This window comes from Bradyrhizobium sp. (genome assembly GCF_036735945.1).
Classification (GTDB): Bacteria; Pseudomonadota; Alphaproteobacteria; order Rhizobiales; family Xanthobacteraceae; genus Bradyrhizobium.
The window spans coordinates 12,093-37,445 of the sequence record NZ_DAINNI010000042.1; the positions used below are offsets into that span (position 1 = coordinate 12,093).

The window sequence follows — 25,353 nt, forward strand, 5'->3', positions numbered from 1 at the left end:
GTTGGCCATGTTCAATGTTGGCGTATCGCCTGTTCAATATTGAACAGCCACGTCACGCCGTCCAGCCTTATAATGCGCGCCAACAGGTCCCGCCTGGCCGCTCGGCGCCGCGGCGGCGTAAATCAAAACATCACCCGCGCATTCCGGACTTTTGCCGGCCTGCGCCGCAGAGGAGGAACCGAATGCCGTTGCCTGCTTCGCTTGTCGACACGCTCGATCTGCCCGTGGTCGGATCGCCGCTGTTCATCGTTTCCGGACCGGAACTCGTCATCGCCCAGTGCAAGGCCGGCATCGTCGGCTCGTTTCCCGCGCTGAACGCACGCCCGGTCGAGAAGCTCGACGAGTGGCTCAGCCGCATCGAGAACGAGCTCGGCGAATACAAGGCGCTAAATCCGAACAAGAAGGTCGCGCCCTACGCTGTCAACCAGATCTGCCACGCCTCCAACGACCGCCTGATGAAGGACATGGAGACCTGCGTGAAGCACAAGGTCCCGGTTATCATCACCTCGCTGCGCCCGCCTCTGGAAATCGTCGAGGCCGCGCATTCCTATGGCGGCGTGGTGTTCCACGACGTCATCAACGTCAAGCATGCGAAGAAGGCCGCCGAACAGGGCGTCGACGGCCTGATCCTGGTGTGCGCCGGCGCCGGCGGACATGCCGGCACGCTGTCGCCTTTCGCGCTGGTGCGCGAGGTCAAGCAGTGGTTCAAGGGCACGATCCTCGTGTCCGGCGCGATCTCCGACGGCTGGGGCATCGCGTCCGCGCTCGCGCTCGGCGCCGACCTCGCCTACATGGGCACGCGCTTCATCGCGACCGCCGAAGCCAATGCCGATCCTACCTACAAGGCCGCGCTGATCGAGCACGCCGCACACGACATCGTCTATTCCAACCTGTTCACCGGCGTGCATGGCAATTATCTGGGCCCCTCGATCGCCGCGGCCGGCCTCGATCCCGGCAATCTGCCGGTCGCCGACAAGTCGAAGATGAATTTCGGCTCCGGCGGCAACATGAAGTCCAAGGCGTGGCGCGACATCTGGGGCTCCGGCCAGGGCATCGGCCAGATCGCCGACGCGCCTCCGGTCGCCGAACTCGCCGAACGGCTGAAGGCGGAGTTCGCCGACGCCAGCAGCAACTTTCGCAGGCGCGCGAGCGCGTAAGTTCTCGCGCCTTGCCTGCATCGACGACAAACAGGAAACAAGACAGAGGAACGAAACCAATGAAGCTGTCACGGGCCATCCTGACCATCGCGCTTGCTTCGCTCGGCGGCACTGCTGCCCTCGCCGAGGGCGACGAAATCCGCATCGGGCAGACCCTGCCCTATAGCGGCCCGGCTTCCGGCTTCGGCATCATCGGCCGGGCGCAGGAGGCTTATTTCGACAAGATCAACGCGGAGGGCGGCATCAACGGCCGCAAGATCAAGTTCATCAGCCTCGATGACGCCTATTCGCCGCCCAAGACCGTCGAGCAGACGCGCAAGCTGGTCGAGCAGGAGGAAGTGCTGCTGATGTTCGGCTCGCTCGGCACCGCCACCAACAACGCCGTGCATCGTTATCTCAACAGCAAGAAGGTGCCGCAGCTCTTCGTGCTGAGCGGCGCGACCAAATGGGCGGACCCGAAGAATTATCCGTGGACCATGCCGGGCATGGCCGCCTACCAGTCCGAGGGCGTGGTCTACGCCAAGCACATCCTGCAGACCAAGCCTGACGCCAGGATCGCCATCCTCGCCCAGAACGACGATTTCGGCCGCGACTATGTTGCCGGCTTCAAGCGCGCACTCGGCGACAAGGCCGCCAGCCTGATCGTGGCGGAGGCGAGTTACGAGACCACAGCGCCGACCATCAGTTCGCAGCTCGCGACCTTGAAGGCATCCGGTGCCAACGTCATGTTCGGCGTCGTGCTCGGCAAGTTCACCTCGCAGATGATCAAGGGCACAGCCGAGATCAACTGGAAGCCGGACCTGTTCTTCGTGCCGACCTCGGCCTCGTCGATCTCGTTCCTGGAGCCGGCCGGCCTCGACAACGCCGTCGGCCTGATCTCGTCCTCAAACCAGAAGGACACGCTGGACGCCCAATGGGCCAATGACGAGGGCGTCAAGGAATATTTCGCTTTCATGAAGCAGTACCTGCCCAATGCGGACCTCTCCAATTCGAATTACGCCGCCGGCTTTCAGTATGCGACCCTGATGGCGAAGGTGCTGACGGCCTGCAACGGCGATTTCAGCCGCGCCAACATCATGAAGCAGGCGGCGTCGCTGCGCGAGGTGCCGCTGCCGCTATTGCTACCGGGCATCACGGTTACGACCGATTCGGAGGATTATCTGCCGTTCCAGCAGTTGCGGCTGCGCCGCTTCGACGGCAAGAGCTGGGTCGCGTTCGGCGACATTCTGGACGACCGCTAGGGTTTTGCGGCGCGCGACGAGGAGGAGTTGACCATGATCATCGGCGGCGACCGCCAGATCAGTTATCCCGAGATCCAGGCCCGCATCGCGCGGGCGGCGGCGGGCTTCAAGGCGCTTGGCGTCGGCGGCGGAACGCCCATCGGCATGATGCTGCGCAACGATTTTGCGTTCTTCGAAGTGTCGGCCGGCGCGGCGGCGCTGGGCAGCCCGGTGGTACCGATCAACTGGCACCTGAAGGCCGAGGAGGTCGCCTACATCCTCGCCGACAGCGGCGCGAAGATTCTGGTTTGCCACGCCGATCTGCTGCCACAGATCAAGGACGGCCTGGCCGCCGATATACGGCTGCTGGTGGTGGCGACGCCGCCGGAAGTCGCCGCGGCCTTCAACGTCGCGCCTGCGTTGACAGAGGTCCCCGAGGACATGACCGACTGGGACCGCTGGCGCGACACGCATGCGCCCCTGGCCGGGCCGTCGATCGGCAGCGCTCCGATGTTCTATACGTCGGGCACGACCGGCGCGCCGAAGGGCGTGCGCCGCAGGCCGATGACGCCCGAACAACAGGCGGCCTCCGCGAAGGTCGGCGGCCTCGCCTATGGCGTCAAGCCGAACGAGGGCCAGGTGATCCTGATGAACGGGCCGATGTATCACTCGGCGCCGAATTCCTACGGCATGCTGGCGTTCCGCAGCGGCTGCACCATCGTGCTGGAGCCGCGCTTCGACCCCGAGGATATGCTGCAGCTGATCGCGCGCCACCGCGTCACCCACATGCATATGGTGCCGACGATGTTCGTGCGCCTGCTGCGGCTGCCGGACGAGATCAAGCACCGCTACGATCTGTCGTCGCTGCGCTTCATCGTGCATGGCGCGGCGCCCTGCCCGGTGGAGGTCAAGCGCGCCATGATCGAGTGGTGGGGTCCGGTCATCAATGAATATTTCGGCTCGACCGAAACCGGCATTCCGGTCTGGCATTCGGCCGCGGAGGCGCTGGCAAAGCCCGGCACGGTCGGCCGCGCCATCGAGGGCGGCACGGTCAAGATATTCCGCCCAGATGGCTCGCTGTGCGGTGTCGATGAGCCCGGCGAAATCTTCATGCGGCAGATGTCGGTGCCGGACTTCGACTATCACGGCAAGGCCGAGGCGCGCGCCGAGGCCGGCCGCGACGGCCTCGTCAGCGTCGGCGACGTCGGCTATCTCGACGCGGACGGCTACCTGTTCCTGTGCGACCGCAAGCGCGACATGGTGATTTCGGGCGGCGTCAACATCTATCCGGCCGAGATCGAGAACGCGCTGATCGGCATGGACGGCGTGCGCGACTGCGCCGTGTTCGGCGTGCCCGACGACGAATTCGGCGAGCGCCTGTTCGCCTGCATCGAGCCGGAGGTGGACGTAACGCTGTCGCCAGCCGCGGTGCAGGAATTCCTGCGCGGCAGACTGGCGAACTTCAAGGTGCCGCGGGACATCCAGTTCCTGGACGCGATGCCGCGCGAAGCCACCGGCAAGATCTTCAAGCGCAAGCTGCGGGATCTGTATGCGGAAGGCAGGCTGCGCGCGATGGCGTGACGGGTAGCCTTCGGCATATCCCGCGTCATTGCGAGGAGCGTAGCGACGAAGCAATCCATGGTTCCGCTTGCGGCACGATGGATTGCTTCGCTTCGCTCGCAATGACGGGGCATTCTGACGAGATTCCAAACACAGTTTCAAACATCAAGGCTGTTGCAAAAGGTTCATCGGACGGCGCAAAGATCGCAGCATGTAAGCATCAGGGATCGAACACATGCAAGCCACCGACTTCATCGTTGCGCGAAACGACCTGCAGCAATGCAAGGTGATTCAAGCGCAACTACCAGCCGTTGAGACTTTGCCCGATGAGGCCTTGCTGGTGAAGGTCACGCGCTTCGCCTTCACCGCCAACAACATCACCTACGCAGTATTGGGCGATCGTCTGAAGTATTGGCAGCTGTTTCCAGCGCCCGAAGGTTTCGGCAACGTTCCGGTGTGGGGCCTTGGCGAAGTGATCGCCTCGAAGCATCCCGGCATCGCGGCAGGTGAAGCCCTGTTCGGCTATTTTCCGATGTCGACGCATCTCGTCATCGAAGCCGCCGACGTCAGCAAACGCGGCCTGCGTGACGCTGCCGCGCACCGGCAGGGCGTGTCGCCGGTCTATAACGCCTACACGCGGGTCAGCGGCGATCCTGCATTTGCCGGCAAGCAGGGCGACTATCAGGCGCTGCTGCGGCCGCTGTTCGCGCTATCGTTCGTAGTGGATGACTTTCTCGGTGAGAATGAATTTTTTGGCACGAAGCGCGTGCTGCTGTCCTCGGCTTCCAGCAAGACCGCCTACGGCCTCGCGCATCTCGTGCACGCGCGGGGCATCAAGACGATCGGCCTGACGTCGGCCGGCAATGTCGCCTTCGTCAAATCTCTCGGCTGCTACGACGAGGTCGTGACCTATGATCAGGTGAATGCGCTGTCGGCAGATCAGCCGGTGGCCTATGTCGACATGGCCGGCAGCAGCCCGTTGCGAGCGACGCTGCATCAGCATTTCGGCGAGCAGATGAGATATAGCGGCATCATCGGGCTGACGCATCGCAAGTCATCGCCCGGTGATGCGGCGCAGCCACTGCCGGGCGCCAAGCCGCAATTCTTCTTCGCGCCCGATCAGATCCGCAAGCGCGCCAGGGAATGGGGGCCCGGTGGCTTCGACGCGCGGTTCGGCGCGGCATGGGCCGGTTTCGTTCCGAAGCTGGACCAATGGATGAAGGTCAGCGAGCACCGCGGACCCGCGGCGGTTCAGCGGGCCTATCTCGATACCCTGAACGGCCGCGTGCCGCCGGATCAGGGCCTGATGCTTTCCCTATCGGAATAGGCGGCATCTCCTCACGCCCTTTCTGCGCCATCCCGAATGGGTATAGGCTCCGCGGACAAGGGAAACGCCGCGCAGACGGCCAGTGACGGGAAGCACCATGCTCGACAAGACGGACGACAGTTCGGTTGCCGCCGATACCTGGCTTGCGCAGTTCGAGGAGGTGCTGGCAGAGCCCGACGAGGCCTTGCTGCGGCAGTTGTTCCATCCCGACAGCTATTGGCGCGACGTGCTGGCGCTGAGCTGGAACATCCAGACGCTGAACGGCAGGGACGCCATTCTGAAGGCGCTGCCGCCGCTGGCCCGCAGCATGGCTCCCACGAGCTTCGCCGTCGCCCCCGGCCGCGCCGCTCCGCGCAAGGTGATGCGCGCCGGCACCAACGCCATCGAGGCGATCTTCGATTTCGAAACAAACGTTGGGCGCGGCTGCGGCGTCATTCGCCTGATCCCGGATGAGGACGACGGCAATCGCCTGAAGGCATGGACGCTGCTGACTGAGCTCGGTGAACTCAAGGGTTTTGAGGAACAGCTCGGCGTCAATCGGCCGCGCGGCAATGCCTATTCGCGCGATTTTCGCGGGCCCAACTGGCTCGATCTGCGCAAGGCGTCGGCTGAATATGCCGACCGCGATCCGACTGTCCTCGTCATCGGCGGCGGTCAGTCCGGCCTCTCGATCGCGGCGCGGCTGAAGCAGCTCAACGTCGACACCCTGATCGTCGATCGCGAGAAGCGGATCGGCGACAACTGGCGCAAGCGCTACCATGCGCTGACGCTGCATAATCAAGTGCAGGTCAACCACCTGCCCTATCTGCACTTCCCGCCGAACTGGCCGACCTACATCCCGAAGGACAAGCTCGCCAACTGGTTCGAGACCTATGTCGAGGCCATGGAGCTGAACTTCTGGACCGAGACCGAGTTCGAGGGCGGCAGCTTTGACGAGAAGGAAGGCCGCTGGACGGTGACGCTGCGCCGCGCCGACGGCACCAAGCGCGTCATGCATCCGCGCCACGTGGTGCTGGCGACCGGCGTCAGCGGCATTCCGAACGTGCCGGAGATATCAGGCCTGAAAGATTTTTCCGGAAAGGTGCTGCATTCCGGCGGGTATGACGACGGCGAGAGCTGGAAAGGCAAGCGCGCCATCGTGATCGGCACCGGCAACAGCGGCCACGACATCGCGCAGGACCTGCATTCCAGCGGCGCTGACGTCACGCTGTTCCAGCGTTCCTCCACGCTGGTGGTCAGCATCGAGCCATCGGCGCAACTGGTCTATACGCCCTACAATGAGGGCACGCTGGAGGATAACGACCTGATCGCCGTGTCGATGCCGCTCAAGCTGGCGCGCAAGAGTCATGCGATCACAGCGGAGAAATCCAGGGCGCTCGACCAGGAATTGCTCGACGGCCTCGAGCGCGCCGGCTTCAAGCTCGATTTCGGCGAGGACAACACCGGCTGGCAGTTCAAATACCTCACTCGCGGCGGCGGCTATTATTTCAACGTCGGCTGCTCCGACATGATCATCAAGGGCGACATCGCGCTGAAGCAATTTTCCGATCTCGACACGTTCACGCCCGACGGCGCCAAAATGAAGGCCGGCGAGATCATCAAGGCCGATCTTGTCGTGCTGGCGACCGGCTATCGGCCCCAGGAGGAGCTGGTGCGAAAGCTGTTCGGCGCGGCGGTCGAAAAACGCGTCGGCACGATCTGGGGCTTTGGCGAGGAGCAGGAGCTGCGCAACATGTATACCCGCACCGGCCAGCCGGGCCTCTGGCTGATCGCCGGCGGCCTCGCGCAATGCCGCATCGGCTCGAAGCATCTGGCGCTGCAGATCAAGGCGATCGAGGAAGGGCTGCTGCCGCGCTGACGCTTACCATTCGCCGTGATCGAGTATTTGCCGGGCAAGGAAGGACTCCGCTCGTTGCCAGGCCGCATCGTTGTCGCCGCGGAAACTGATGTAGCGGTCGAACACGACTTTCCGCGCCTTCACGTCGATGACGTCGAATTTCGCCTGCTGTATCAGCGTGCTCATCTTGTGAAAGCGGCCAATCAACAGATGGGTGGCGCCGGCCTCCTTCGCCTTGGCCAGCAATTGACTGTCATTCAAGTCGCCAACCGAGCAGGCGTTTGGCGGACATTCAAGCGCAGCATTCGCGATCTTTCCGCTCGCCGCCAATTCGCTGCGCAACGCGGCTTCGAACTCACGCAGCCGCCGCCGATGCTCGGCGCTTTGATCGATCACCTCACCCGAGGTGTCGACATAGTAGATTTCGGCGACGGCTAACACGAGCGTCGGCGTCTGCGCCCGACTTTCCCGGACCGAGCAGGCGCAGACAGCAGCGGCGGCAGTCAACGCGAGACTCAGCGCGCGTAATTTCATCAGATTTCCCATCGCGATTGGTTCCTTTCGGCGGCGTCATTCGTTCACTACTCAAGCAGGCGGCGCTCGATCAGCCAGCGCGCGCCGCGGCTCCAGGCCACGTTGGCGCCCATGCGCAGGTCGGTCTGCTTGACGTCCACCAGCGCGCCGGACCGGGCATCGCGTATCTTGTACGTCACCGCATATTCCGTCCGGGTGATGCGACTGACAATCGCGATCATCGACTGGTCGGCGCCGAGGCCGGCGGCAATCTTGGCGTCGCAGCCATCGCAATCGCGCAGTTTGCCGGCCTTTGCCGTCGGCTCGTTCACGGCGCCGACGTCGACGAGCAGGTAGCGGCCGGATTGCGCGATCAGCCGCCGCGCCTCTTCCGTCGCGAGCCGCAACTGCTCTCGGTCGATCTCGTCGGGCGGGATGGAGGCGGCGCCGGCGCTGAAATCCTCGAGTTCAAACGGAAAGACGGCGATCTTGATTGCAGCCGGCGCCGCCGTTGCGGCCGCCAGCGGCGCTGCAAGCGACATTGCCGAGGCGAGGATGGACGCGATGTAGCGCATAGGGAGCCCTCGGGACTGAGAAAGCCACGTTAGTCCAATCCATGTCGCCGATCCGCCGCCACGCCGATATGGCGACCGTCCCGCGATCGGGCGGGCAAAATGCCCGATCTTTCGCCGCCCACTTTCTTCCCGGCAACATTTGCTCCTATAGTCGCGGCACAGGGAGGACGTTTGCGACAGGCACCCGACGACATGGCGGGCCCGGCGCGCGCCGTCGATTTGAAGCTGCGGCTGACGTTGCGCGTCGCGGCCGTGGCCGCGATGTGCTTTGTCGCCGTCGCCGCCTACGCCCTGGTCGACAGCGACAGGGTGGCCAGGGCCAAGGCGAGCCATATCGCCGAAATCGCGGCGAGAGACCTTTCGCTGCAGCAATCGCAGGTGCGGTGGCTCTCGGTGTCCATCGGCGCCAGCCCTGATTTGCAGCGGGTCGCGGCGCTGATGGAGCCCGGCCTGTGCATCGCCTATCGAGACAACGCCGGAGCCTTTCTTCAGGGCATCTGCAGCGGCGCGCCCGCCGACGAGGTTTCCGCGCCCGAAAGTTTCGCCGTGCTCTATCGCGCCATCTTTCGTCCGGGCCAGCCGATCGCGATGCCTGTCCTGGTCGAGGGAAATCCGCGCGGTGTGGCGGTCGCAACCTTCGATGCGGCGGCGCAGATCGGCCAGAGCTGGCGCGAGGCAAGCCGCCTGCTCGCCATCATGGCGTTCGCGCTGGCCGGTCTTTGCCTTGCCGTCTATGCCGCGCTGGCGCGCGCGCTGCGGCCGACGCTGGCGATCGAGGCTGGGCTGAAGCGGCTGGCGGCAAACGATCTTTCGGCGCGCCTGCCCCACTTTGATCTCGCCGAATTGTCGGCGATCTCCACCGTCTTCAATACGCTCGCGCAACGGCTGCAGGCGACGCTCGCCGAGCGCAACGCGTTGACGCGGAAGCTGATCGAGGTGCAGGACGAGGAACGTCAACGCCTTGCGCGCGAATTGCACGACGAATTCGGCCAATCGCTTACCGCGATCGCCGCCCAGGCCGCCTCTGCCGCCCATACGGCGGAGCGTGAATGTCCGCCTCTGCTTGGAGAGTGCCGGGGTATTTCGCGCACCACCGCCGGCCTGATGGAAACGCTGCGCGGCGCGCTGGTGCGGCTGCGTCCGCCCGACATCGATGAACTCGGTCTCACGCTCAGCCTCGAAAGCCTGGTTGCGAGTTGGAACGGCTACGAGAAGGGACGCACCCGCTTCGAGATCGCCATCGTCGGCGAGGTCGACGACCTGCCGCCCGCCGTCTCGGCCAATCTCTATCGCATCGCGCAGGAGGCGATCACCAACGCGGCCAAGCACGCGCAGGCCCGCCGCGTGCAATTGCGCCTCGAGGCCGCCGCGGCCGACATCATCCTGACGGTCGAGGACGATGGCACCGGCGGCGGCAATCCGGAACCGAAGACCGGCATGGGCCTGCTCGGCATGCAGGAGCGGGTGACCTCCCTCGGTGGCACGTTGCGGTTCGAGCGGCCGCCTGGGGGCGGCGCCCGCCTTGTCGTCAGCATCCCCAATGTGGGAGCGATGTCTTGAAGACGGCCGACACCGGCAGCCGCACGCGCGTGATGCTGGTGGATGACCACGCCATCGTGCGCGAGGGCTACCGCTCGCTGTTGCAGAAGCAGGATGGCCTCTTGGTCGTCGCCGAGGCAGACAGCGGCGCCGAGGCCTATCGCGTCTACAAGGAGGCCATGCCCGACCTCGTCATCATGGACGTGGCGATGCCCGGCATTGGCGGCGTCGAGGCCATCAGGCGCATCCGGCAATGGGACAAGTCCGCGCGCATCCTCGTGTTCTCGATGCACCAGAGCGCCGCCTATGCGATCCAGGCGATCAAGGCCGGCGCACGCGGCTTCGTCACCAAGAGCAACCCGCCCGACGCGCTGCTGCGCGCGATCGCCGAGGTCATGGCCGGGCGCATCGCCCTCAGCCCCGACATCGACCACGAGCTCGCCATCAGCCGGCTCGCCGACGAGCCTTCGGCCGTGGAGGCGCTCAGTCCGCGGGAATTCGAAATCCTGCGCATGCTGCTGGCGGAGAAATCGGTGGATGAGATCGCCGATACGCTGCATATCAGCGTCAAGACCGCGGCCAACACCCGCTACCAGATCCGCGCCAAGCTCGGCGTCGCCTCCGACATCGAGCTGGTGCGCCTGGCGCTGCGGCAGCGGATCATCGCGGTGGAGGACATGGAAGGCTAGCCTGGAGGAAACGTGCCATGCGCAAATTGCCCTCGTACTTCCCGCGGGTCTCTGCGACACTCCCGGCCAACAAATACGATTGGGGAGAAGCGCATGCCGGCAATCCTGGGCTCGGGCGAGCACCGTTACCGCGTCGTCGAAAACTGGGCGAAGCTGCCGGACGGCTGGCGCCTCACCGACGTCGCCTCCGTTGGCGTCGACAGCAAGGACCGCATCTACGTCTTCAACCGCGGCGACCATCCGATGGTGGTGCTGGACCGCGAGGGCAATTTCATCAAGAGCTGGGGCGAAGGCCTGTTCAACCGCGCGCACGGCCTGCACATCGACGCCGACGACAATCTCTATTGCACCGACGACGGCGACCACACCGTGCGCAAGTGCACCGTTGACGGCAAGGTGCTGCTGACGATCGGCATCCCGAACAAGCCGGCTCCGTTCATGAGCGGCGAGCCGTTCCACCGCTGCACCCATACCGCGCTGTCGCCTAAGGGCGAGATCTACGTATCCGACGGTTACGGCAATGCCTGCGTCCACAAATATTCGCCTGACGGAAAGCTCTTGAAGACCTGGGGCGAGCCCGGCACCGATCCCGGCCAGTTCAACATCGTGCACAATATCGCCACCGATGCCGACGGCTGGGTCTATGTCGCCGATCGCGAGAACCACCGCGTGCAGGTGTTCGACGGCAACGGCAAATACGAGACGCAGTGGAATTTCCTGCACCGGCCATGCGCGTTGTGTTGCTGCGGCGGCAAGCAGCCGACCTTCATCGTCGGCGAGCTCGGGCCCGGCATGCCGGTCAACCGCAAGGTGCCCAATCTCGGCCCGCGGCTCTCGATCGTCGACGCCAGGGGCAAACGCATCGCCCGACTCGGCGGCGAGAACGGCCCGGGGCTGGAAGCGGGCAAGTTCCTTGCTCCGCACGGCATCGCGCTGGATTCCAAGGGCGACATCTATATCGGCGAGGTCGGCGTCACCGACTGGAAGACCAGCTATCCGGATACGCCGATGCCAGCGGAGGTCGGGATCTCACGCTGCCTGCAGAAACTGGAGAAGATCTAGCCGGTCAGCTTTCGCCGACCGCTTCGCGCCTGCGCTTCTCGGACTCTTCGGCATAACGCCGCATGGCGTGGGCTTCGGTCAGGATCCCGATCGGGCGATGTTCTCCGCCGGTTTCGACGACCGCCAGCGACTCCGCCTCGGCGGCATCGAACACGCCGATCGCTTCCTGGATGTTCATCGCGGGATACAGCACCACGCTGCGGTGATGCAGGATGCCGAGCAGCCCCTTGCCCGTCGCGATATCAGGCGCATGCGCTTCTGCGATCAGCACCAGCCCGACATAACGGCCCTCTCCATCGACCGCCACTACCTGCGTCTTCGAGCCGAGCGGAAACTTCTCTCTGAATTCCTCGATCCGGATATCGGCATTGACCGTGGTCAGGTCAGCGCGCATCAGGCGGGCGACCGTGAGATCCCGCAGCCAGCCGACATCGGCGGCGCTGCGAATGGTCTCGCCGCGCAGATGAAACCGCCAGGTCGCGAATGAATAGCCGAACAGTTCGCGGGTGATCAGGGTCGAGATGATGACCGCCACCAGCACCGCGGTGGTGAGCCAGAGATTGCCGGTCGATTCCAGTGCGATGAACGACATCGTCAGCGGCCCGCCGATCACGGACGCCGACAGCGCGCTCATGCCGATCACGGCATAGACTTTCAGTTCAAGTCCGAGGCTAGGCACGAGCGCGTTTGCCCCCGCTGCAAATAGCTGGCCGCCCAGCGCGCCCATCAGCAGGGTGGCGAAGAACAATCCGCCGCGGAAACCGCTGCCGAGCGAGACGATCGAGGCAATGGCCTTCAGGATGAAAATGCCGGCGATCAGAGCCAGGGGCAGCGAGACGATCCCGGTAAAATGCAGCGCGCCATGTCCTGATGACATCACCTGCGGCGTCAGCAGCGCCATCAGGCCGACGGCAAGACCGCCCAGCGCGGGGCGCAACGGTGGCCAGAGTCGGATCTTCGCCAGCAAGGTCTCGCACAGCGCCACGCCGCGCATGATCGCGATGCCGCACAACCCCGCCAGCGCTCCGAACAGGGCGGCGACGGCCAGATCTCGCCCCAGCACGTTCCCAACCGGATGAACCCCGATGCCGAGCGAGAGCGCGGTAAATCCGTGGGTGACGAAATAGCCGGCAACAGCGGCGACCCCGACGGGCGTCAGGCTGGCGGCCGTATATCCCCCGATCACCAGTTCGAAGGCATAGAAGGCGCCCGCGAGCGGCGCCCCGAACGCGCCCGCGATCGCGGCTGCGGCGCCACAGCCAACCATCACGCGCTGATCGGCGCGGCGCAGGTGAAACGCGCGTCCCAACGAGGCGGCCAGGCCGCTCGACAGTTGGGTATACCCGGCCTCAAGCCCGACCGACGCGCCGACCCCGCTGGACCAGATGGTCTGCAGGGCCACGATCACACTGCCTCGAAACGACATCCGGCCGCCATGCAGCGCATTGGCCTCGATCGGATCAATCTCGCGCGCCGGCCGCCAGCGTAGTAGCCACAGGAAGGCGAGACCGAGCAGCAGGCCGCCTAGGCTCGGTACCAGCAGAGCGCGCAGCGGATCGATGGCGGTCTGGCTCGAGAGCCGATCGCGGATCGAAATGTCGAACAATAGTGCGTGAAGCCCGGCCACGGCGATGCTCATCGCCAGCACCACGCATCCACCGATGGTTCCCACCAGCGCGGCGAGCACGACCAGGCTGGTTTCATGCGCGCGAACGAACGCTCGCAGCCGCCGTGGCGCCTCCAGATAGCGGGTCTTGACGATCATGTTCCGGATCCGTCGGCGAGCGAAGGCCGCCCCAAGGGCCTCGTTTAGCTTTCTTAGCGCCTGTGATCCATTTGGGCGAGATCATGGCGGCAGCGGATAAGCCCCGGAATGCTCTTCACAATCCCGTCACGCTGCCTGTAGTATGCAGGGCGCATGCTGCTTCGCAGCTAACATGGGGGTCAGGAGCGTTACTTGAACGCACATGTCTCGCAGGGCGGTTGGCCGGTATTGGTGCTGAATGCGGATTTCCGGCCGCTGAGCTACTATCCGCTGTCTCTCTGGTCGTGGCAGGACGCGATCAAGGCGGTGTTCCTCGATCGCGTCAATATCGTCGAGCATTACGATCGGGCGGTGCATAGCCCGAGTTTCGAAATGCAGCTTCCGAGCGTGGTGTCGCTCAAATCCTTCGTCAAGCCGACCACGCATCCCGCCTTCACCCGCTTCAACGTCTTCCTGCGCGACCGCTTCGTCTGCCAGTACTGCCACGCGCATGACGACCTCACCTTCGATCACATCATCCCGCGCAGCAAGGGCGGCCAGACCACTTGGGAAAATGTCGTCGCCGCCTGCTCGCCGTGCAATCTGCGCAAGGGCAATCTGACGCCGCAGCAGGCGAAGATGTTTCCGAGGCAGACGCCCTACGCGCCGACCGTGCATCAGCTCCACCGCAACGGCCGGCTGTTCCCGCCGAACTATCTGCACGATAGCTGGCTGGATTATTTGTACTGGGACACCGAGCTCGATCCGTAGGGCCAGCCGGCTCGTTCGATCTGCATTTTCTGCGCCTGCATCCAGCGCCTTGCGGCGCGATCGGGTTATCGGAGAACCCCGCGGACGATTTTCGGTGCTGGCGGCATGACGCGCCTGCGCTTCCCTCGGCGTGCGAGCAAACACGTGTCATAACAGATCGGCACCTCCCTTCACTCCCCCGTCCAATTCTGCCACGATGGCTTCGAGGCGCCCGCCTCGCCACAACCACAAGAGCGGCATCAACACCCCCCGGAAAACGCCCCATGCTGATTCCCATCGCCGACGTGCCACGCTGGTATGCCGAACGGAAGCCAAAGGACACCATCGCGGTCAGTCACGGGACTGACGCCATCACCTGGGAGCAACTCGAACGCAACGCCAACGCCCGCGCCCGCGCCTTTGCCGCCAAGGGCGTGAAGCCCGGCGATTTCGTCGCCATCGGGCTTCCGAACAGCAATGTGTTCTTCGAAACCACCTTCGCGGTGTGGAAATGCGGGGCGACGCCGACCTCGCTGACCTGGCGGCTGCCGCGCGGCGAAGCCGCCGCCGTGCTCGACATTCTCAAGCCGTCGCTGGTGGTCGGCGGCCAGGCGGACTGGAACGCGCCGAATTCGCTGCGGGCCGATTTCGTGCCGGAAGGCTTCTCGGACGAGCCGGTGAACAATCCGGTCGCGCGCTACTGGAAGGCCATGACCAGCGGCGGCTCGACCGGCCGGCCCAAGGTGATCCTCGATCACATGCCGGCGGTGATCGAGACCACCGCCCCTTCCGCGCTCGGCATTCCGCAGGACGGCTCGCTGCTCAATCCGGGGCCGCTCTATCACAACGCGCCGTTCATCGTATCGCATACCGCGCTGTTCAACGGCGGCCGCGTCACCGGCCTCGTCAAGTTCGATGCCGAGGAGACGCTGCGGCTGATCGAGACGAACCGCGTGCAATGGGTGAATTTCGTGCCGACCATGATGCACCGGATCTCGGCGCTGCCCGACGAGGTGCGCAACCGCTACGACGTTTCCAGCCTGCAGATCGTGTTTCACATGGCCGCTCCCATGCCGCCCTGGCTGAAGGAGAAATGGATCGAGTGGCTGGGACCTGAGCGCATCTACGAACTCTATGGCGGTACCGAGCGGCAGGGCGCCACCATCATCTCCGGCACCGAATGGCTGGCGCACAAGGGCTCGGTCGGCAAGATCGGCGACACCTGCCGTCTCAGGATCATCGGCGAGGACGGCAACGACGTCGCCCCGGGCGAGACCGGCGAAATCTATTTCCTGCCCAATGACGGTCCCGGCAGCACCTATCACTATCTCGGCGCTGCGCCGAAACGCCGCGCTGACGGCTGGGAATCGCTCGGCGATATCGGCCGGCTCGACACCGAGGGCTATCTCTATCTCGGCGACCGGCTCGCCGACATGATCCTGCGCGGCGGCGCCAACATCTATCCGGCGGAGGTCGAGGCAGCGGTATCAGAGCATCCCGACGTGCGGTCCTGCGTCGTCGTCGGCCTGCCCGATCCGGAATTCGGCCAGCGCGTGCATGCCATCCTCGAACTCGACGGCAATGCCGATGCGCAGGTCGTCGCCGACGGCATGGCCGCGTTCCTTTCCGACCGGCTCAGCCGTTACAAGCATCCCGAGAGCTTCGAGGCCGTCAATGTCGGCCTGCGCGACGATTCCGGCAAGGTTCGCCGCACCTTGCTGCGCGATGAGCGCGCCGGCTGGCTGCAGGAGAGCCGCGATTTCCGGATCATGCCGGCCCGGGAGCGGGCGGGAGCGGATTGAATAGTCGCGCAACATGTCGATCCCGGCCTCGTCGTGGCCTTGCGCCTCGCCGGCATTGCGGTTGCGCGTCGTGCATTCATCATCGGGAACTTGCATGGAAGCCGCCCCGGAACGGCGAAGATGCCGTGCTGAGGCCACACTTGTGAACAGGGCGGTGAATAAGAGTCGCGCGGCGGCGCGGTTTGCGCGACACTTTCAAGACGGCAGCTTGCAGCCTAGATTGGTGGCAATTGCTTTTCGCGCGCCGCCTCGCCAGGAGACCATTCCATGCCCTCTTTGACCGAATGGAGAGTGCCGCCCGCCAACCAGCCGCGCCCGGGCGATTATGCCTTTGACCTCGACAAGATCCTCTCCTCCGTGGTTGGCCTGCATTCGATCGTTGCACCCGACGCCTTCACCGCGGAAACGCTCGGCACTGAACGCGCAGGCAACGGCGTGGTGATCGAGCGCGGCCTGGTGCTGACGATCGGCTATCTGATCACCGAGGCCGAATCGGTCTGGCTGCATCGTGGCGACGGCCGCGTGGTAGAGGGACATGCGCTCGGCTTCGATGCCGAATCCGGCTTCGGCCTGGTGCAGGCGCTCGGCAACCTCGATCTCGATCCGCTGCCGCTCGGTTCTTCCGCTGCCGCGCAAGTCGGCGATCGCGTGGTGGTCGGCGGCGCCGGCGGACGCACGCGCTCGGTCGCCAGCCATATCGCGGCCAAGCAGGAATTCGCCGGCTATTGGGAATACCTGCTGGACGAGGCGATCTTCACCCATCCCGCGCATCCCAATTGGGGCGGCACCGGGCTGATCTCGGGCCGCGGCGAATTGATCGGCATCGGCTCGCTGCAGCTTGAACGCGAGCGCGACGGCAAGGCCGAGCACGTCAACATGATCGTGCCGGTCGACCTGCTGAAGCCCGTGTTCGACGACATCAGGAAATTCGGTCGCGTCAACAAGCCGGCCCGGCCATGGCTCGGCATGTTCACCACCGAAATCGACAACCGCGTGGTGGTGGTCGGCATCGCCAGCAAAGGACCGGCCGGACGCGCCGAATTGAAGACCGGCGACGTCATCCTCGCCGTCAACGGCGACAAGGTCACGAGCCAGACCAGCTTCTATCGCAAGCTCTGGTCGCTCGGAAATGCCGGCGTCGACGTGCCGCTCACGGTCTATCACGAGGGCCTTACCTTCGACGTCGTGCTGGCCTCGACCGACCGCGCCAAGCTGCTGAAGGCGCCAAGACTTCATTGAACAAGACTTCATTGATCAAGGCTTCATTGATCAAGGCTTCATTGAACAAGGCTTCATTGAATTAGGTCTGCATTGAGCCAACAGGCCCCGCTGAACACAGAGAGTACCCGATGAGCGAGGCTGTGGTGGACGACATCGTGGCCGTGCTGCCGCCGCTGCTGCACTCGCTGGAAGCGCTCGGCTTCGTCGCGCGCTACCTCAATCCGCCGGATTTCGACCGGGTGATGGAGGCGGCCGGCCAGCCGGACGACGCGCTGCGCGCGGTCCGGCCAAGGCTGGCGGAATGGCCCGCGCAATTCGCCGACATCAGGACGCCGCTGGAGACGGCGAGCGACGCGGCGCTGGCTGCGTTCGCGGGCCTGCGCCTCGTCCAGAACGGCAATGGCGATTTCGTCAGTCTGTTTCGTGCGCTGCGCTACGCGCCGCGTGCGCAGGAGGCGCTCTATGCGCTGGCGGCGAGATTGCCGCCGGTGGGCGAATTCTTCGTCGATCCCGCGCTGCGCGGCGATGAAGATCTTGCGGCAAGGCTGGCGGCGCCTGCCAACGAGAACACCGGCATCTTCCACACCGATAACGAGCCGGGCAGCCGCGGCGGCTTCTCGCTCTATGTGCCGGAATATTACACGCGGGAGCGCCCTCTTCCGCTGGTAATGGCGCTGCACGGCGGCAGCGGCAACGGCCGCGGCTTCCTGTGGAGTTGGCTGCGCGATGCCCGCAGCCGCGGCGCGATCCTGGTTGCACCGACCGCAACAGGTTCGACCTGGGCGCTGATGGGCGACGACACCGACACGCCGAATTTGATGCGCATCCTGGAATCGGTGCGGGCGCGCTGGAATGTCGATCCGGAGCGGATGCTGCTGACCGGGATGAGCGACGGCGGAACGTTCTGCTACGTGACCGGGCTCGATCGCGCCTCGCCGTTCACCCACCTCGCCCCTGTCGCGGCGACGTTCCATCCGCTGATGGCAGAGATGGCCGACGCCGATCGGTTGCGCGGCCTGCCCGTGCATATCGTGCATGGCCAGCTCGACTGGATGTTCCCGGTGCAGGTGGCGCGGCAGACCGCGCAGGCGCTCACGGCGGCCGGTGCCGATGTCACCTACCGCGAACTCGATGACCTCAGCCATACCTATCCGCGCGAGATGAACGCGGAGATGCTGCAATGGCTGCGCGGCGCGTGAATGCGGAACCTTCCTCCGGCGCCGGCGTTGTCAGGCGCAACGGAGGAACTGCCATGCAGACGTTTGTCGGAATGATCCTGGGTGCACTGCTGCTGGTGTGCGGCATCTATGTCTACGATTCCATGCAGACGTCGACCGTGGCGAACGGCCAGGTCGCACAGGCCAACCGCACCATTGTCAACTGGGATGTGGCGAAGGCCGATTGGGACAGGCTGAAGACGCGCGCCCAGGAGGACTGGGTGAGGATTTCGTCGCGGTAATTTGTGAACTATGTCTCAAGAGGCGTCCGGACGAGGACGCCTCTTTCTTTGACCTACCATTATGAACGGACGCCGCGCGGATCGATCGCGCGGTTCGTAGTCGATCTCGCCGCGCGAAATGCCGATATCCATTAGCTCCCGGTCAGTCAGGTCATTCAGGCCGGTCCGCAATTTCTCGAACTTGCGCCACTCCAGAATCCCCCCCAAAGAGCGCTTGACCTCCGGCTTACATTTTCCTCACCGACGGCTTATTCTTTGCCTCGCACCAGGGAGCCCCCAAAGCCGCTGGGGAATAGCACTTTGCGTTATGTGTTCGAGGATTATTCATTCGACACAGACCGGCGCGAGCTGCATCGCGGGGCGGAATCCGTTAGCGTTGCGCCACAAGTTTTCGACCTGCTCGATTATCTGATCCGCAACAGGCAGCGCGTCGTCAGCAAGGACGACCTCATCAATGCGGTTTGGGATGGACGTGTCGTTTCAGATGCGGCGCTCACGACCCGGTTGAATGTCGTTCGAGCCGTGATCGGCGATTCCGGCCAGGAGCAGCGGCTTATCAAGACATTGCCGCGCAAGGGCTTCCGGTTCATCGGACCGGTGCTGGAGCTGGACACGCGGGAATCCACATCGGCCGCCGGCAGGCCGGCAGAGTCGCACCAACCATCCCTCACCCTCCCCGACCGGCCCTCGATTGCGGTGCTGCCGTTCCAGAACATGAGCGGCGACCCCGATCAGGACTATTTTGCTGACGGCATGGTCGACGACATCATTACGGCCCTCTCCCGGTTCAAGTTCTTGTTCGTCATCGCCCGCAATTCGAGTTTTGCCTACAGGGGCCCGGCCGTCGACATCAAGCGAGTCGGGCGCGAACTCGGCGTTCGTTATGTTCTGGAGGGCAGTGTCCGCAAGGACGCCGGAAGGGTTCGCATCGCCGGGCAGTTGATCGACGCAGACACCGGCGCGCACGTATGGGCGGATCGGTTCGAGGGAGAGTTCGGCGATATCTTCGCGCTCCAGGATGAAGTGACGATGAATGTCATCGCGGCCATTCGGCCCAAATTGCTGGAAGTCGAAATCGAACATGCGGTGCGCCAGCCGAATGATCTCAGCGCGTACGACCTCTATTTGCGGGCAACGCCGCATTATTATTCGATGACCGCGGAGGGGGCCGCGGAGGCCACCCGGCTGCTCGCGCGCGCTCTGGAGATTGACCCGCGATACAGCGTCGCGGCCTCACTGGCGGCCACCTGTCATATCCTGAAGCTCATCCACGGTTGGTCTGCTGATCCACAGGCGGAGATCGGCGAGGTAATGCGGCTTTCCCAATTGGTGCTCAGCATCGACGAAAATGACCCGGAGACCCTGTCGGCCGTTGGGTTTGCAAAGGCTTACATCAGCGGCGACTTTGCGGCTGCGATAGAGATGGTCGATCGCGCTGTCGCGCTTAATCCCAATTCATCCATGGCGTGGGGCTATCGCGGCACCACTTGCCTCATTGCCGGACGCCCCGAGGACGCACTACAAAGTCTTGGACGATCCATGCGCCTGAGCCCGCTCGATCCGATGCTTTACAACCTGCAGGCATTCATGGCGGTCGCATTCATCAATCTCCGCCGCTTCGATGACGCGGTGGCTGCAGCCGAGACTGCGCTTCACAAGAAGCCAAATTTCATGCTGACCCATCGCTGCCTTGTGGCAGCGCTCGCGCATCTGGGTCGGCATTCCGAGGCGAAGCAAGCAGCCGTCCGGCTGCTCGAACATGAGCCCGATTTTCGCATGTCCATCTGGGCCGACCGCACGCGTCAGTGGCCTACCGCGCTACTCGCCGAAGGCCTCCGCAAAGCAGGACTTCCTGAGTGATGCGCCGTCTTCAACAAATGTCGAGCTAATTGGCCTTCTTCGCCTTGCGTGCGTCGGCAATCACCGCCTCGAATTGCGCCATGGTGAGGATACCCGGCACGCGGAACTTGCCGACGATGAACGACGGCGTTCCCTTGAAGCCGAACGCGATCGCCTGCGCGTGATTGCGGGCGAGAATGGCGTCGATCGCCTTGGCATTCGTCGCGGCGTCGCGGTTCAGGCGATCCATGTCGATGCCGGCGCCATCAAGCAATTCGCGGATGCGCGGCTCGGTCAGCTTCGAGCTGACGCCGATCATCGCCTCGTGCGCGGCCATGTACTTGCCCTGGTATTTCGCCGCCAGCGCCATTCGCGCCGCAAATTTCGAGATGTCGCCGAGGATCGCCCAGTCCTTCAGCACCAGGCGGACCTTGCCGTCATCCTGCACCACCTGCTGGATCTCGGGCGCGATCTTGCGGCAATACGGGCAGTTGTAGTCGAACCATTCGACGATATTGACATCGCCGTCGAGATTGCCTGTTGCGGGCACGTCGGGGTCGCGCAGCACCAGCGCCTCGTTGAGCACGTCGTCGCTGCGCTGCGCAAATGCCGGCCGCGACGCGGTACCGAGCAGGGCCGCGCCCGCGCCAAACAGGCCAAGCGCTTCGCGCCGTGTGTGCATTGAACGGGTCCCGGCCGGTCGGTTCGATCGCATCATCTTTGTCTCGCGAGGGGCTGCCATTTCCCGTTGTTACGGATGAAACAGGGATATGTTACGCGCCAGCATATAGATCGCTACCGCAATAATGACCATGGCGAACACGATATTGAGGGCGCCGCGGCGCCCGGCCAGATGACGCCCGGAACGCGTGCCGGCCAATCCGCCGGCGATGCCGCCCGCCACGAACAGCCCCGCCAGCGCCCACGAGACCAGCCCGGACCAGGCATAGCTCGCGGCCGTCGTCATGCCGAAGGCGGTGACCGCGACCAGCGAGGAGGACACCGCGTTCAGGATCGGCATGCCGGTCGCCAGCATCAGGGCCGGCACGATCAGGAAGCCGCCGCCGATGCCGAAGAATCCGGATATCGTTCCGGTCGCAAGCCCAAGGCCGATGATCGCCGGCATGTTCGACATCGAGACCTTGACGTCGGGCAGGCCGATCCGTGAGCGCGTCTTCAGCATCAATAGCGCGATCACGATCATGATCAGCGCGAACAGCGCCAGCAGCCTCTCACCGTCCATCATCTTGCCGAGGATCGAGCCGCCGAAGGCCCCGAGCATGCCGGACGCGGCGAAGATCAGCGCGACGGACCAGATCACGGTACCGCCGCGCGCATGGTTGGACAGGTTGATCCCGGCGTTTGCCGCCACCGCGATCGCGCTGGTGCCGATGGCGACGTGGGGCTCCGACACGCCGACGAGATAGACCATCAGCGGCACCGCCAGGATCGAGCCGCCGCCGCCGACGAGGCCGAGCGAAAACCCGACCAGCGCCCCCGACGCCAGCCCCAGCGCGCCCTGCGCGGCCGTGATGATCAAGTTGAACGACTCTGTTGCACCGGCGCGACCATAGAAGGAATTCTTATGTTCTGCTATGCCGATAGCATGAATATGCGCTGCAACAGGCTCAGACCGGCGCGGGCGTCCTGTCCTTGACGGCAGCCTCCCGGGGCGCCAAGGCCATCAGCGTGCCGCTCATGGTCGCGATCAGGGTCTCGACGCCGTCATGCTCCGCATAGGCGCGCGCCTCGCAGATGGTGAGCGTACGGCCCGGCTTGACGACATTGGCGCGGAAGGCGAACCGCCGGCCGCGCGCCGGCGCCAGCAGGTTGGTCTTGAACTCCACGGTGAGGATGCCCGATCCCGCCGACATCAGCGTGACGGCGGCGATGCCGCAGGCATTGTCGAGCCCTGCGGTGATGATTCCGGCGTGGATGAATCCGTGCTGCTGGGTGAACTCGGCCGAATAGTCCATCGCAAGATCGACCTCGCCCGGTTCCAGCCTGACAATGGAGATGCCGAGCGTCTTCATCGCGCGCTGCTGCTCGAACGTCTCGATCGAGATTGCGCGGTAGTCCGGGCTCTTCGGCTGGAAGCGCGCCATCCTGGTCACGCTATCGCCGGTTCGAGGATAGGTCGCGTCCGTCTCCATCGTTCGCTCCCGCTTGTTTTCGATCTTGATACGGTAGCGTATCACAGCTCGGCCAGGTTAGCAATACGCCAGCGTATCGGAGAATCGGCGAACCATGAGCGACCCCAAGGCGAACCCCAAGGCGGACACCAAGACGGAAGTGCGCAGCGAGAGCTGGATCGAAGCCGGGCTTGAGGAAATCGCCCGGACCGGCGTCGAGGGCGTGCGGGTCGAGGTGCTGGCCAAGAATCTCGGCGTCACCAAGGGCGGCTTCTACCGCCGCTTCCGCGACCGCGCCGCGCTGCTGGAGGCCATGCTGCAGCAGTGGAGCGCGGGCCGCATCGCCGCGATCGAACGACACACCAGCCTCGACGGCGCCACCGCCCGCGAGCGGCTGAGAGCGCTGATCGCGCTCTATTCCGAGCGCATGAATACCGAAGGCATGGCGGTCGAACTGGCGATCCGGCAATGGGCCCGCGCCGACGAGTTGGCCGCCAATGCGGTCGCCGGCGTCGATGCGGCGCGGCTGAAGAATGTCGGGCAGCTCTATCGCGCCACCGGCCTGGCGGCCGAGGAGGCCGACGCGCAGGCCTTCCTGTTCTACTGCTTCGTGTTCGGCCAGAGCCTGCTGTTTCTCGAACGCGGCCAGCGCAAGCGAGCCCAGCTGGTGGCGAAGTCGGCCGAGACGCTGCTCCGCGAGATCTAGGCGCGACCGGAGCTTCCGGCCGCGCCTGTCATTGATTACGCTCAGGCAGAGCCCTTCAGCTTCTTCGAGCATTCGCTGTAATAGCCGCCGCCCTTCTGGATCCACTTCATGCCGCCATTGCCGTTGCCGGCCTTGTTGGCGTTGTATTGATCGAGGCAGGTGTGCATGCGCGCCTTGCCCGCCGTCTCCTTGGAGTATTTGGAATCGACGGCGTTCGGATAGACCGCGGGGCCTGCCGGCATGGCGGGCGCGGCCGCTTCTTTCTTGGATTCTTTCTTGGCGGCTTCCTTCGGTGCCGCAGCGGGAGCTGCGGCCGGTGCTGCAGCCGCCGCCGGAGCAGCCGTTGCGTCGGCGCCGCACTGCGCCTTGCGGAAGTCGTTCCACTTCTGATCGCCGAGCGTGCCGGCGGCCTTCGCCGCCTGGTACTTTGCGCTGCATTCCTGCGCGGTCAGGGCGTTGGCCTGCGTCGCCATCGCAAACGCAGCCAAACCCGACACCGCAATCACACCAAGTATTTTTGCTTGAATAGTCATCCCTGGTCTCCTTGGGGATAGTCATCTGCGGGAACCATCCTAGCGCAACTACAGCTTGCGACAACGCGAAGACGGCGTGCCGGAGCAAAATTTCGTGACGAGCGATTCCGCTTCGTTCACCCGTGGTTCAGCCTGGAGGCGCGAGGCTTGCACCCTTGTGTTCGAGCCGAGGTGTCTCATGACGAAGTTGTTTTCCCTTGCCATCGCAACCGCGGTCGCCTCCGTTCTGCTGATCGGCGCCGCGTCGGCGCAAACCACGGCTCCCGCCAAGACGGAGACCACCAAAACCGAAGCCAAGGCGCCGGCCGAGAAGAAGGCCGAGAAGCCGAGGACCACAGCCTCGCTCGAATGTTCGAAGGAAGCCGACGCCAAGGGACTGCACGGCAAGGAGCGCCGGAAATTCCGCTCCGAGTGCAAGAAGGCCGCGGCCGACAAGGCGAGGTAATCGCCTTCCCCGCTGGAATCGGGCCGCCCACCGAAGTGTCACGCGCATTGCTGCAATCGCGAGACGCATTTGTCCGGCGCGGATGGATTTGCCATAAGGCGGCGTGACCCTGATCCCCGCCCCGATATCGTCCGCCATTGCCGACCGCGCCAAGGTGCTCGGCACACTGGAGACGCTCGCCATCGGCGCCGCCGGCGGTCTGCTGTTTCTGTGGCTCAATCTGCCGGGCGGGCTGATTTCCGGCGCGATGGCCGCCGTGGGCGTCGCGGCGCTCTCCGGTCGTCCCGTCACCATGCCGGCGATCCTGACCCAATCGGTGCTGGTGCTGCTCGGCATCACGCTGGGCTCGCTGGTGTCCCGGCAACTGATCCAGCACATGAGCGCCTACCCGCTCACCATCGGGCTTTTGGCGCTGGCGACCTTCTGCTCGACCTTCGGCTCGAGCATCTATCTGCAGCGCGTGCACAACTGGGACCCGACCTCGGCGCTGCTCGCCGGCTGTCCCGGCGCGCTGTCGCAGATCACGATACTCGCCGCCGAGAAGGGCGCCGACGTCGCTGCGATCGCGGTGGTGCAGACCATGCGCGTGATCATCCTGACCGCGGCGCTGCCGCTGGTGCTGGCGCTGACCGGCGTCGCGTCGAGCGCTCCCATGAACCTGACCAGCGTCGTCGTCGCCTCGCCGCTCGGACTCGCCGTGCTGGTGGCCGCGGCCATCGCCGTCGCGCTGATGCTGCGGCTCGCGCAATTTCCGGCGAGCTGGATGTTCGGCGCGATGATCGCCTCCGCCCTGCTGCACGGCACCGGCCTGATCGAGGGCGGCCTGCCGCCCTGGATGCGCAACATCGCGCTGGTCGGCATCGGCGCCGTGATCGGCACGCGCTTTGCGCGGATCAGCAAGTCGACGCTGCTCAGCCATATCAATGCCGGGCTCGGCTCGTTCGCCGTGTCGATCGCCATCTCCGCCATTTTCGTCACGGCGGTCATGCTGGCGACCAATGTGCGCTTCGCCGACGTCGCGGTCGCCTTCGCGCCGGGCGCGATGGACGCCATGCTGGCGCTGGCGCTCACGCTGCACATCGATCCGATCTTCGTCGGCGCGCATCATCTTTCGCGTTTCGTGTTCGTCTCGATCACGATCCCGGGGATCGTGCATCTGTTCGGCCGTCCGCAGGAGGACGTGGACGATTAGCCCGTCTTCGCGGATTGGCGGGTTTTGAAGACACCCGGTCGTTATAAATCA

The 25,353-nt window shown here is 64.6% G+C and carries 24 protein-coding genes and 1 pseudogene; 17 read left to right on the plus strand and 8 right to left on the minus strand.

Features of this window, described 5'->3' with window-relative positions; translation table 11 throughout:
- The first annotated feature begins 182 nt into the window (after positions 1 to 182).
- The 5 genes and pseudogenes from V7E26_RS15775 (at position 183) to V7E26_RS15795 (ending at position 7,122) form a co-directional block, all read left to right on the plus strand.
- Complete coding sequence (locus tag V7E26_RS15775; protein ID WP_324417592.1) at positions 183 to 1,157, plus strand: NAD(P)H-dependent flavin oxidoreductase; 975 nt, start codon at positions 183 to 185, stop codon at positions 1,155 to 1,157.
- Between the two features lie 59 nt (positions 1,158 to 1,216).
- On the plus strand, positions 1,217 to 2,398 hold the full coding sequence (locus tag V7E26_RS15780; protein WP_324417594.1) for an ABC transporter substrate-binding protein: 1,182 nt from the start codon (positions 1,217 to 1,219) through the stop codon (positions 2,396 to 2,398).
- A 24-nt stretch (positions 2,399 to 2,422) separates the two neighbouring features.
- Positions 2,423 to 3,958 (plus strand): annotated as a pseudogene (locus V7E26_RS15785) (acyl-CoA synthetase); the annotation flags it as partial.
- Positions 3,959 to 4,172: 214 nt separating this feature from the next.
- Positions 4,173 to 5,264 carry a DUF2855 family protein gene (locus V7E26_RS15790; RefSeq protein WP_324417596.1) on the plus strand — a complete coding sequence of 364 codons (1,092 nt, stop codon included), beginning with the start codon at positions 4,173 to 4,175 and terminating at the stop codon, positions 5,262 to 5,264.
- A gap of 97 nt (positions 5,265 to 5,361) precedes the next feature.
- Complete coding sequence (locus tag V7E26_RS15795) at positions 5,362 to 7,122, plus strand: flavin-containing monooxygenase (RefSeq protein WP_324417598.1); 1,761 nt, start codon at positions 5,362 to 5,364, stop codon at positions 7,120 to 7,122.
- A 3-nt stretch (positions 7,123 to 7,125) separates the two neighbouring features.
- Here the strand turns inward: V7E26_RS15795 and V7E26_RS15800 are convergent, their stop codons facing one another.
- A complete protein-coding gene (locus tag V7E26_RS15800; RefSeq protein WP_324417600.1) occupies positions 7,126 to 7,647 on the minus strand; it encodes a DUF2380 domain-containing protein in 522 nt (173 codons plus the stop codon).
- A gap of 35 nt (positions 7,648 to 7,682) precedes the next feature.
- Complete coding sequence (locus tag V7E26_RS15805; RefSeq protein ID WP_324417602.1) at positions 7,683 to 8,189, minus strand: DUF3280 domain-containing protein; 507 nt, start codon at positions 8,187 to 8,189, stop codon at positions 7,683 to 7,685.
- A gap of 192 nt (positions 8,190 to 8,381) precedes the next feature.
- Between V7E26_RS15805 and V7E26_RS15810 the strand changes: the two genes are divergently transcribed.
- From V7E26_RS15810 to V7E26_RS15820, 3 genes are all read left to right on the plus strand, one after another.
- Positions 8,382 to 9,749 (plus strand): histidine kinase, encoded by a 1,368-nt coding sequence (locus V7E26_RS15810; RefSeq protein ID WP_442893409.1) that lies wholly within the window; start codon positions 8,382 to 8,384, stop codon positions 9,747 to 9,749.
- A gap of 32 nt (positions 9,750 to 9,781) precedes the next feature.
- A complete protein-coding gene (locus tag V7E26_RS15815) occupies positions 9,782 to 10,417 on the plus strand; it encodes a response regulator transcription factor (protein ID WP_324417632.1) in 636 nt (211 codons plus the stop codon).
- A 93-nt stretch (positions 10,418 to 10,510) separates the two neighbouring features.
- A complete protein-coding gene (locus V7E26_RS15820; RefSeq protein ID WP_324417606.1) occupies positions 10,511 to 11,479 on the plus strand; it encodes a peptidyl-alpha-hydroxyglycine alpha-amidating lyase family protein in 969 nt (322 codons plus the stop codon).
- A 4-nt stretch (positions 11,480 to 11,483) separates the two neighbouring features.
- On the opposite strand, the gene V7E26_RS15825 is transcribed toward V7E26_RS15820, so the two are convergent.
- The gene (locus tag V7E26_RS15825) at positions 11,484 to 13,244 is read right to left on the minus strand and encodes a chloride channel protein (protein WP_324417608.1); all 1,761 of its coding nucleotides are present in this window, start codon (positions 13,242 to 13,244) and stop codon (positions 11,484 to 11,486) included.
- A 192-nt stretch (positions 13,245 to 13,436) separates the two neighbouring features.
- Here V7E26_RS15825 and V7E26_RS15830 point away from each other — a divergent pair, with 192 nt between their 5' ends.
- The 5 genes from V7E26_RS15830 (at position 13,437) to V7E26_RS15850 (ending at position 18,455) form a co-directional block, all read left to right on the plus strand.
- Positions 13,437 to 13,994: an HNH endonuclease gene (locus V7E26_RS15830; protein WP_324417610.1), complete on the plus strand. Its 558-nt coding sequence runs from the start codon at positions 13,437 to 13,439 to the stop codon at positions 13,992 to 13,994.
- A gap of 263 nt (positions 13,995 to 14,257) precedes the next feature.
- Positions 14,258 to 15,775 (plus strand): AMP-binding protein, encoded by a 1,518-nt coding sequence (locus V7E26_RS15835; protein ID WP_324417612.1) that lies wholly within the window; start codon positions 14,258 to 14,260, stop codon positions 15,773 to 15,775.
- A 267-nt stretch (positions 15,776 to 16,042) separates the two neighbouring features.
- Positions 16,043 to 17,014: a S1C family serine protease gene (locus V7E26_RS15840; RefSeq protein ID WP_324417614.1), complete on the plus strand. Its 972-nt coding sequence runs from the start codon at positions 16,043 to 16,045 to the stop codon at positions 17,012 to 17,014.
- Between the two features lie 110 nt (positions 17,015 to 17,124).
- Entirely contained in the window at positions 17,125 to 18,195 is a 1,071-nt protein-coding gene (locus V7E26_RS15845; RefSeq protein WP_324417616.1) for a dienelactone hydrolase family protein, read from the plus strand.
- A 53-nt stretch (positions 18,196 to 18,248) separates the two neighbouring features.
- On the plus strand, positions 18,249 to 18,455 hold the full coding sequence (locus tag V7E26_RS15850; protein ID WP_324417618.1) for a hypothetical protein: 207 nt from the start codon (positions 18,249 to 18,251) through the stop codon (positions 18,453 to 18,455).
- A gap of 15 nt (positions 18,456 to 18,470) precedes the next feature.
- Here the strand turns inward: V7E26_RS15850 and V7E26_RS30040 are convergent, their stop codons facing one another.
- On the minus strand, positions 18,471 to 18,662 hold the full coding sequence (locus V7E26_RS30040) for a DUF1127 domain-containing protein (RefSeq protein ID WP_349255530.1): 192 nt from the start codon (positions 18,660 to 18,662) through the stop codon (positions 18,471 to 18,473).
- A 102-nt stretch (positions 18,663 to 18,764) separates the two neighbouring features.
- Between V7E26_RS30040 and V7E26_RS15855 the strand changes: the two genes are divergently transcribed.
- Positions 18,765 to 20,315, plus strand: a complete 1,551-nt coding sequence (locus V7E26_RS15855; protein WP_324417634.1) for a winged helix-turn-helix domain-containing protein — start codon at positions 18,765 to 18,767, stop codon at positions 20,313 to 20,315.
- Between the two features lie 25 nt (positions 20,316 to 20,340).
- Here V7E26_RS15855 and V7E26_RS15860 read toward each other — a convergent pair whose 3' ends face one another.
- From V7E26_RS15860 to V7E26_RS15870, 3 genes are all read right to left on the minus strand, one after another.
- Positions 20,341 to 20,976, minus strand: a complete 636-nt coding sequence (locus tag V7E26_RS15860) for a DsbA family protein (protein WP_324417620.1) — start codon at positions 20,974 to 20,976, stop codon at positions 20,341 to 20,343.
- Positions 20,977 to 21,045: 69 nt separating this feature from the next.
- Positions 21,046 to 21,831, minus strand: coding sequence for a sulfite exporter TauE/SafE family protein (locus tag V7E26_RS15865; protein ID WP_324417636.1), 786 nt, complete (start codon positions 21,829 to 21,831; stop codon positions 21,046 to 21,048).
- Between the two features lie 91 nt (positions 21,832 to 21,922).
- The gene (locus V7E26_RS15870) at positions 21,923 to 22,399 is read right to left on the minus strand and encodes a PaaI family thioesterase (protein ID WP_324417638.1); all 477 of its coding nucleotides are present in this window, start codon (positions 22,397 to 22,399) and stop codon (positions 21,923 to 21,925) included.
- 142 nt (positions 22,400 to 22,541) lie between these two features.
- Here V7E26_RS15870 and V7E26_RS15875 point away from each other — a divergent pair, with 142 nt between their 5' ends.
- Positions 22,542 to 23,132, plus strand: a complete 591-nt coding sequence (locus tag V7E26_RS15875; protein WP_324417622.1) for a TetR/AcrR family transcriptional regulator — start codon at positions 22,542 to 22,544, stop codon at positions 23,130 to 23,132.
- A gap of 41 nt (positions 23,133 to 23,173) precedes the next feature.
- On the opposite strand, the gene V7E26_RS15880 is transcribed toward V7E26_RS15875, so the two are convergent.
- Positions 23,174 to 23,665: a hypothetical protein gene (locus tag V7E26_RS15880; RefSeq protein WP_324417624.1), complete on the minus strand. Its 492-nt coding sequence runs from the start codon at positions 23,663 to 23,665 to the stop codon at positions 23,174 to 23,176.
- Between the two features lie 178 nt (positions 23,666 to 23,843).
- Here V7E26_RS15880 and V7E26_RS15885 point away from each other — a divergent pair, with 178 nt between their 5' ends.
- Entirely contained in the window at positions 23,844 to 24,110 is a 267-nt protein-coding gene (locus V7E26_RS15885; RefSeq protein WP_324417626.1) for a PsiF family protein, read from the plus strand.
- Between the two features lie 103 nt (positions 24,111 to 24,213).
- Entirely contained in the window at positions 24,214 to 25,302 is a 1,089-nt protein-coding gene (locus tag V7E26_RS15890; protein ID WP_324417628.1) for an AbrB family transcriptional regulator, read from the plus strand.
- The last annotated feature ends 51 nt before the right edge of the window (positions 25,303 to 25,353 follow it).

Coding starts and splice junctions, on each gene's coding strand:
- V7E26_RS15775 (WP_324417592.1), top strand. CDS start 183: ATGCCGTTGCCTGCTTCGCTTGTCGACACGCTCGATCTGCCCGTGGTC.
- V7E26_RS15780 (WP_324417594.1), top strand. CDS start 1,217: ATGAAGCTGTCACGGGCCATCCTGACCATCGCGCTTGCTTCGCTCGGC.
- V7E26_RS15790 (WP_324417596.1), top strand. CDS start 4,173: ATGCAAGCCACCGACTTCATCGTTGCGCGAAACGACCTGCAGCAATGC.
- V7E26_RS15795 (WP_324417598.1), top strand. CDS start 5,362: ATGCTCGACAAGACGGACGACAGTTCGGTTGCCGCCGATACCTGGCTT.
- V7E26_RS15800 (WP_324417600.1), bottom strand. CDS start 7,647: ATGGGAAATCTGATGAAATTACGCGCGCTGAGTCTCGCGTTGACTGCC.
- V7E26_RS15805 (WP_324417602.1), bottom strand. CDS start 8,189: ATGCGCTACATCGCGTCCATCCTCGCCTCGGCAATGTCGCTTGCAGCG.
- V7E26_RS15810 (WP_442893409.1), top strand. CDS start 8,382: ATGGCGGGCCCGGCGCGCGCCGTCGATTTGAAGCTGCGGCTGACGTTG.
- V7E26_RS15815 (WP_324417632.1), top strand. CDS start 9,782: ATGCTGGTGGATGACCACGCCATCGTGCGCGAGGGCTACCGCTCGCTG.
- V7E26_RS15820 (WP_324417606.1), top strand. CDS start 10,511: ATGCCGGCAATCCTGGGCTCGGGCGAGCACCGTTACCGCGTCGTCGAA.
- V7E26_RS15825 (WP_324417608.1), bottom strand. CDS start 13,244: ATGATCGTCAAGACCCGCTATCTGGAGGCGCCACGGCGGCTGCGAGCG.
- V7E26_RS15835 (WP_324417612.1), top strand. CDS start 14,258: ATGCTGATTCCCATCGCCGACGTGCCACGCTGGTATGCCGAACGGAAG.
- V7E26_RS15840 (WP_324417614.1), top strand. CDS start 16,043: ATGCCCTCTTTGACCGAATGGAGAGTGCCGCCCGCCAACCAGCCGCGC.
- V7E26_RS15845 (WP_324417616.1), top strand. CDS start 17,125: ATGAGCGAGGCTGTGGTGGACGACATCGTGGCCGTGCTGCCGCCGCTG.
- V7E26_RS15850 (WP_324417618.1), top strand. CDS start 18,249: ATGCAGACGTTTGTCGGAATGATCCTGGGTGCACTGCTGCTGGTGTGC.
- V7E26_RS15860 (WP_324417620.1), bottom strand. CDS start 20,976: ATGCACACACGGCGCGAAGCGCTTGGCCTGTTTGGCGCGGGCGCGGCC.
- V7E26_RS15870 (WP_324417638.1), bottom strand. CDS start 22,399: ATGGCGCGCTTCCAGCCGAAGAGCCCGGACTACCGCGCAATCTCGATC.
- V7E26_RS15875 (WP_324417622.1), top strand. CDS start 22,542: ATGAGCGACCCCAAGGCGAACCCCAAGGCGGACACCAAGACGGAAGTG.
- V7E26_RS15880 (WP_324417624.1), bottom strand. CDS start 23,665: ATGACTATTCAAGCAAAAATACTTGGTGTGATTGCGGTGTCGGGTTTG.
- V7E26_RS15885 (WP_324417626.1), top strand. CDS start 23,844: ATGACGAAGTTGTTTTCCCTTGCCATCGCAACCGCGGTCGCCTCCGTT.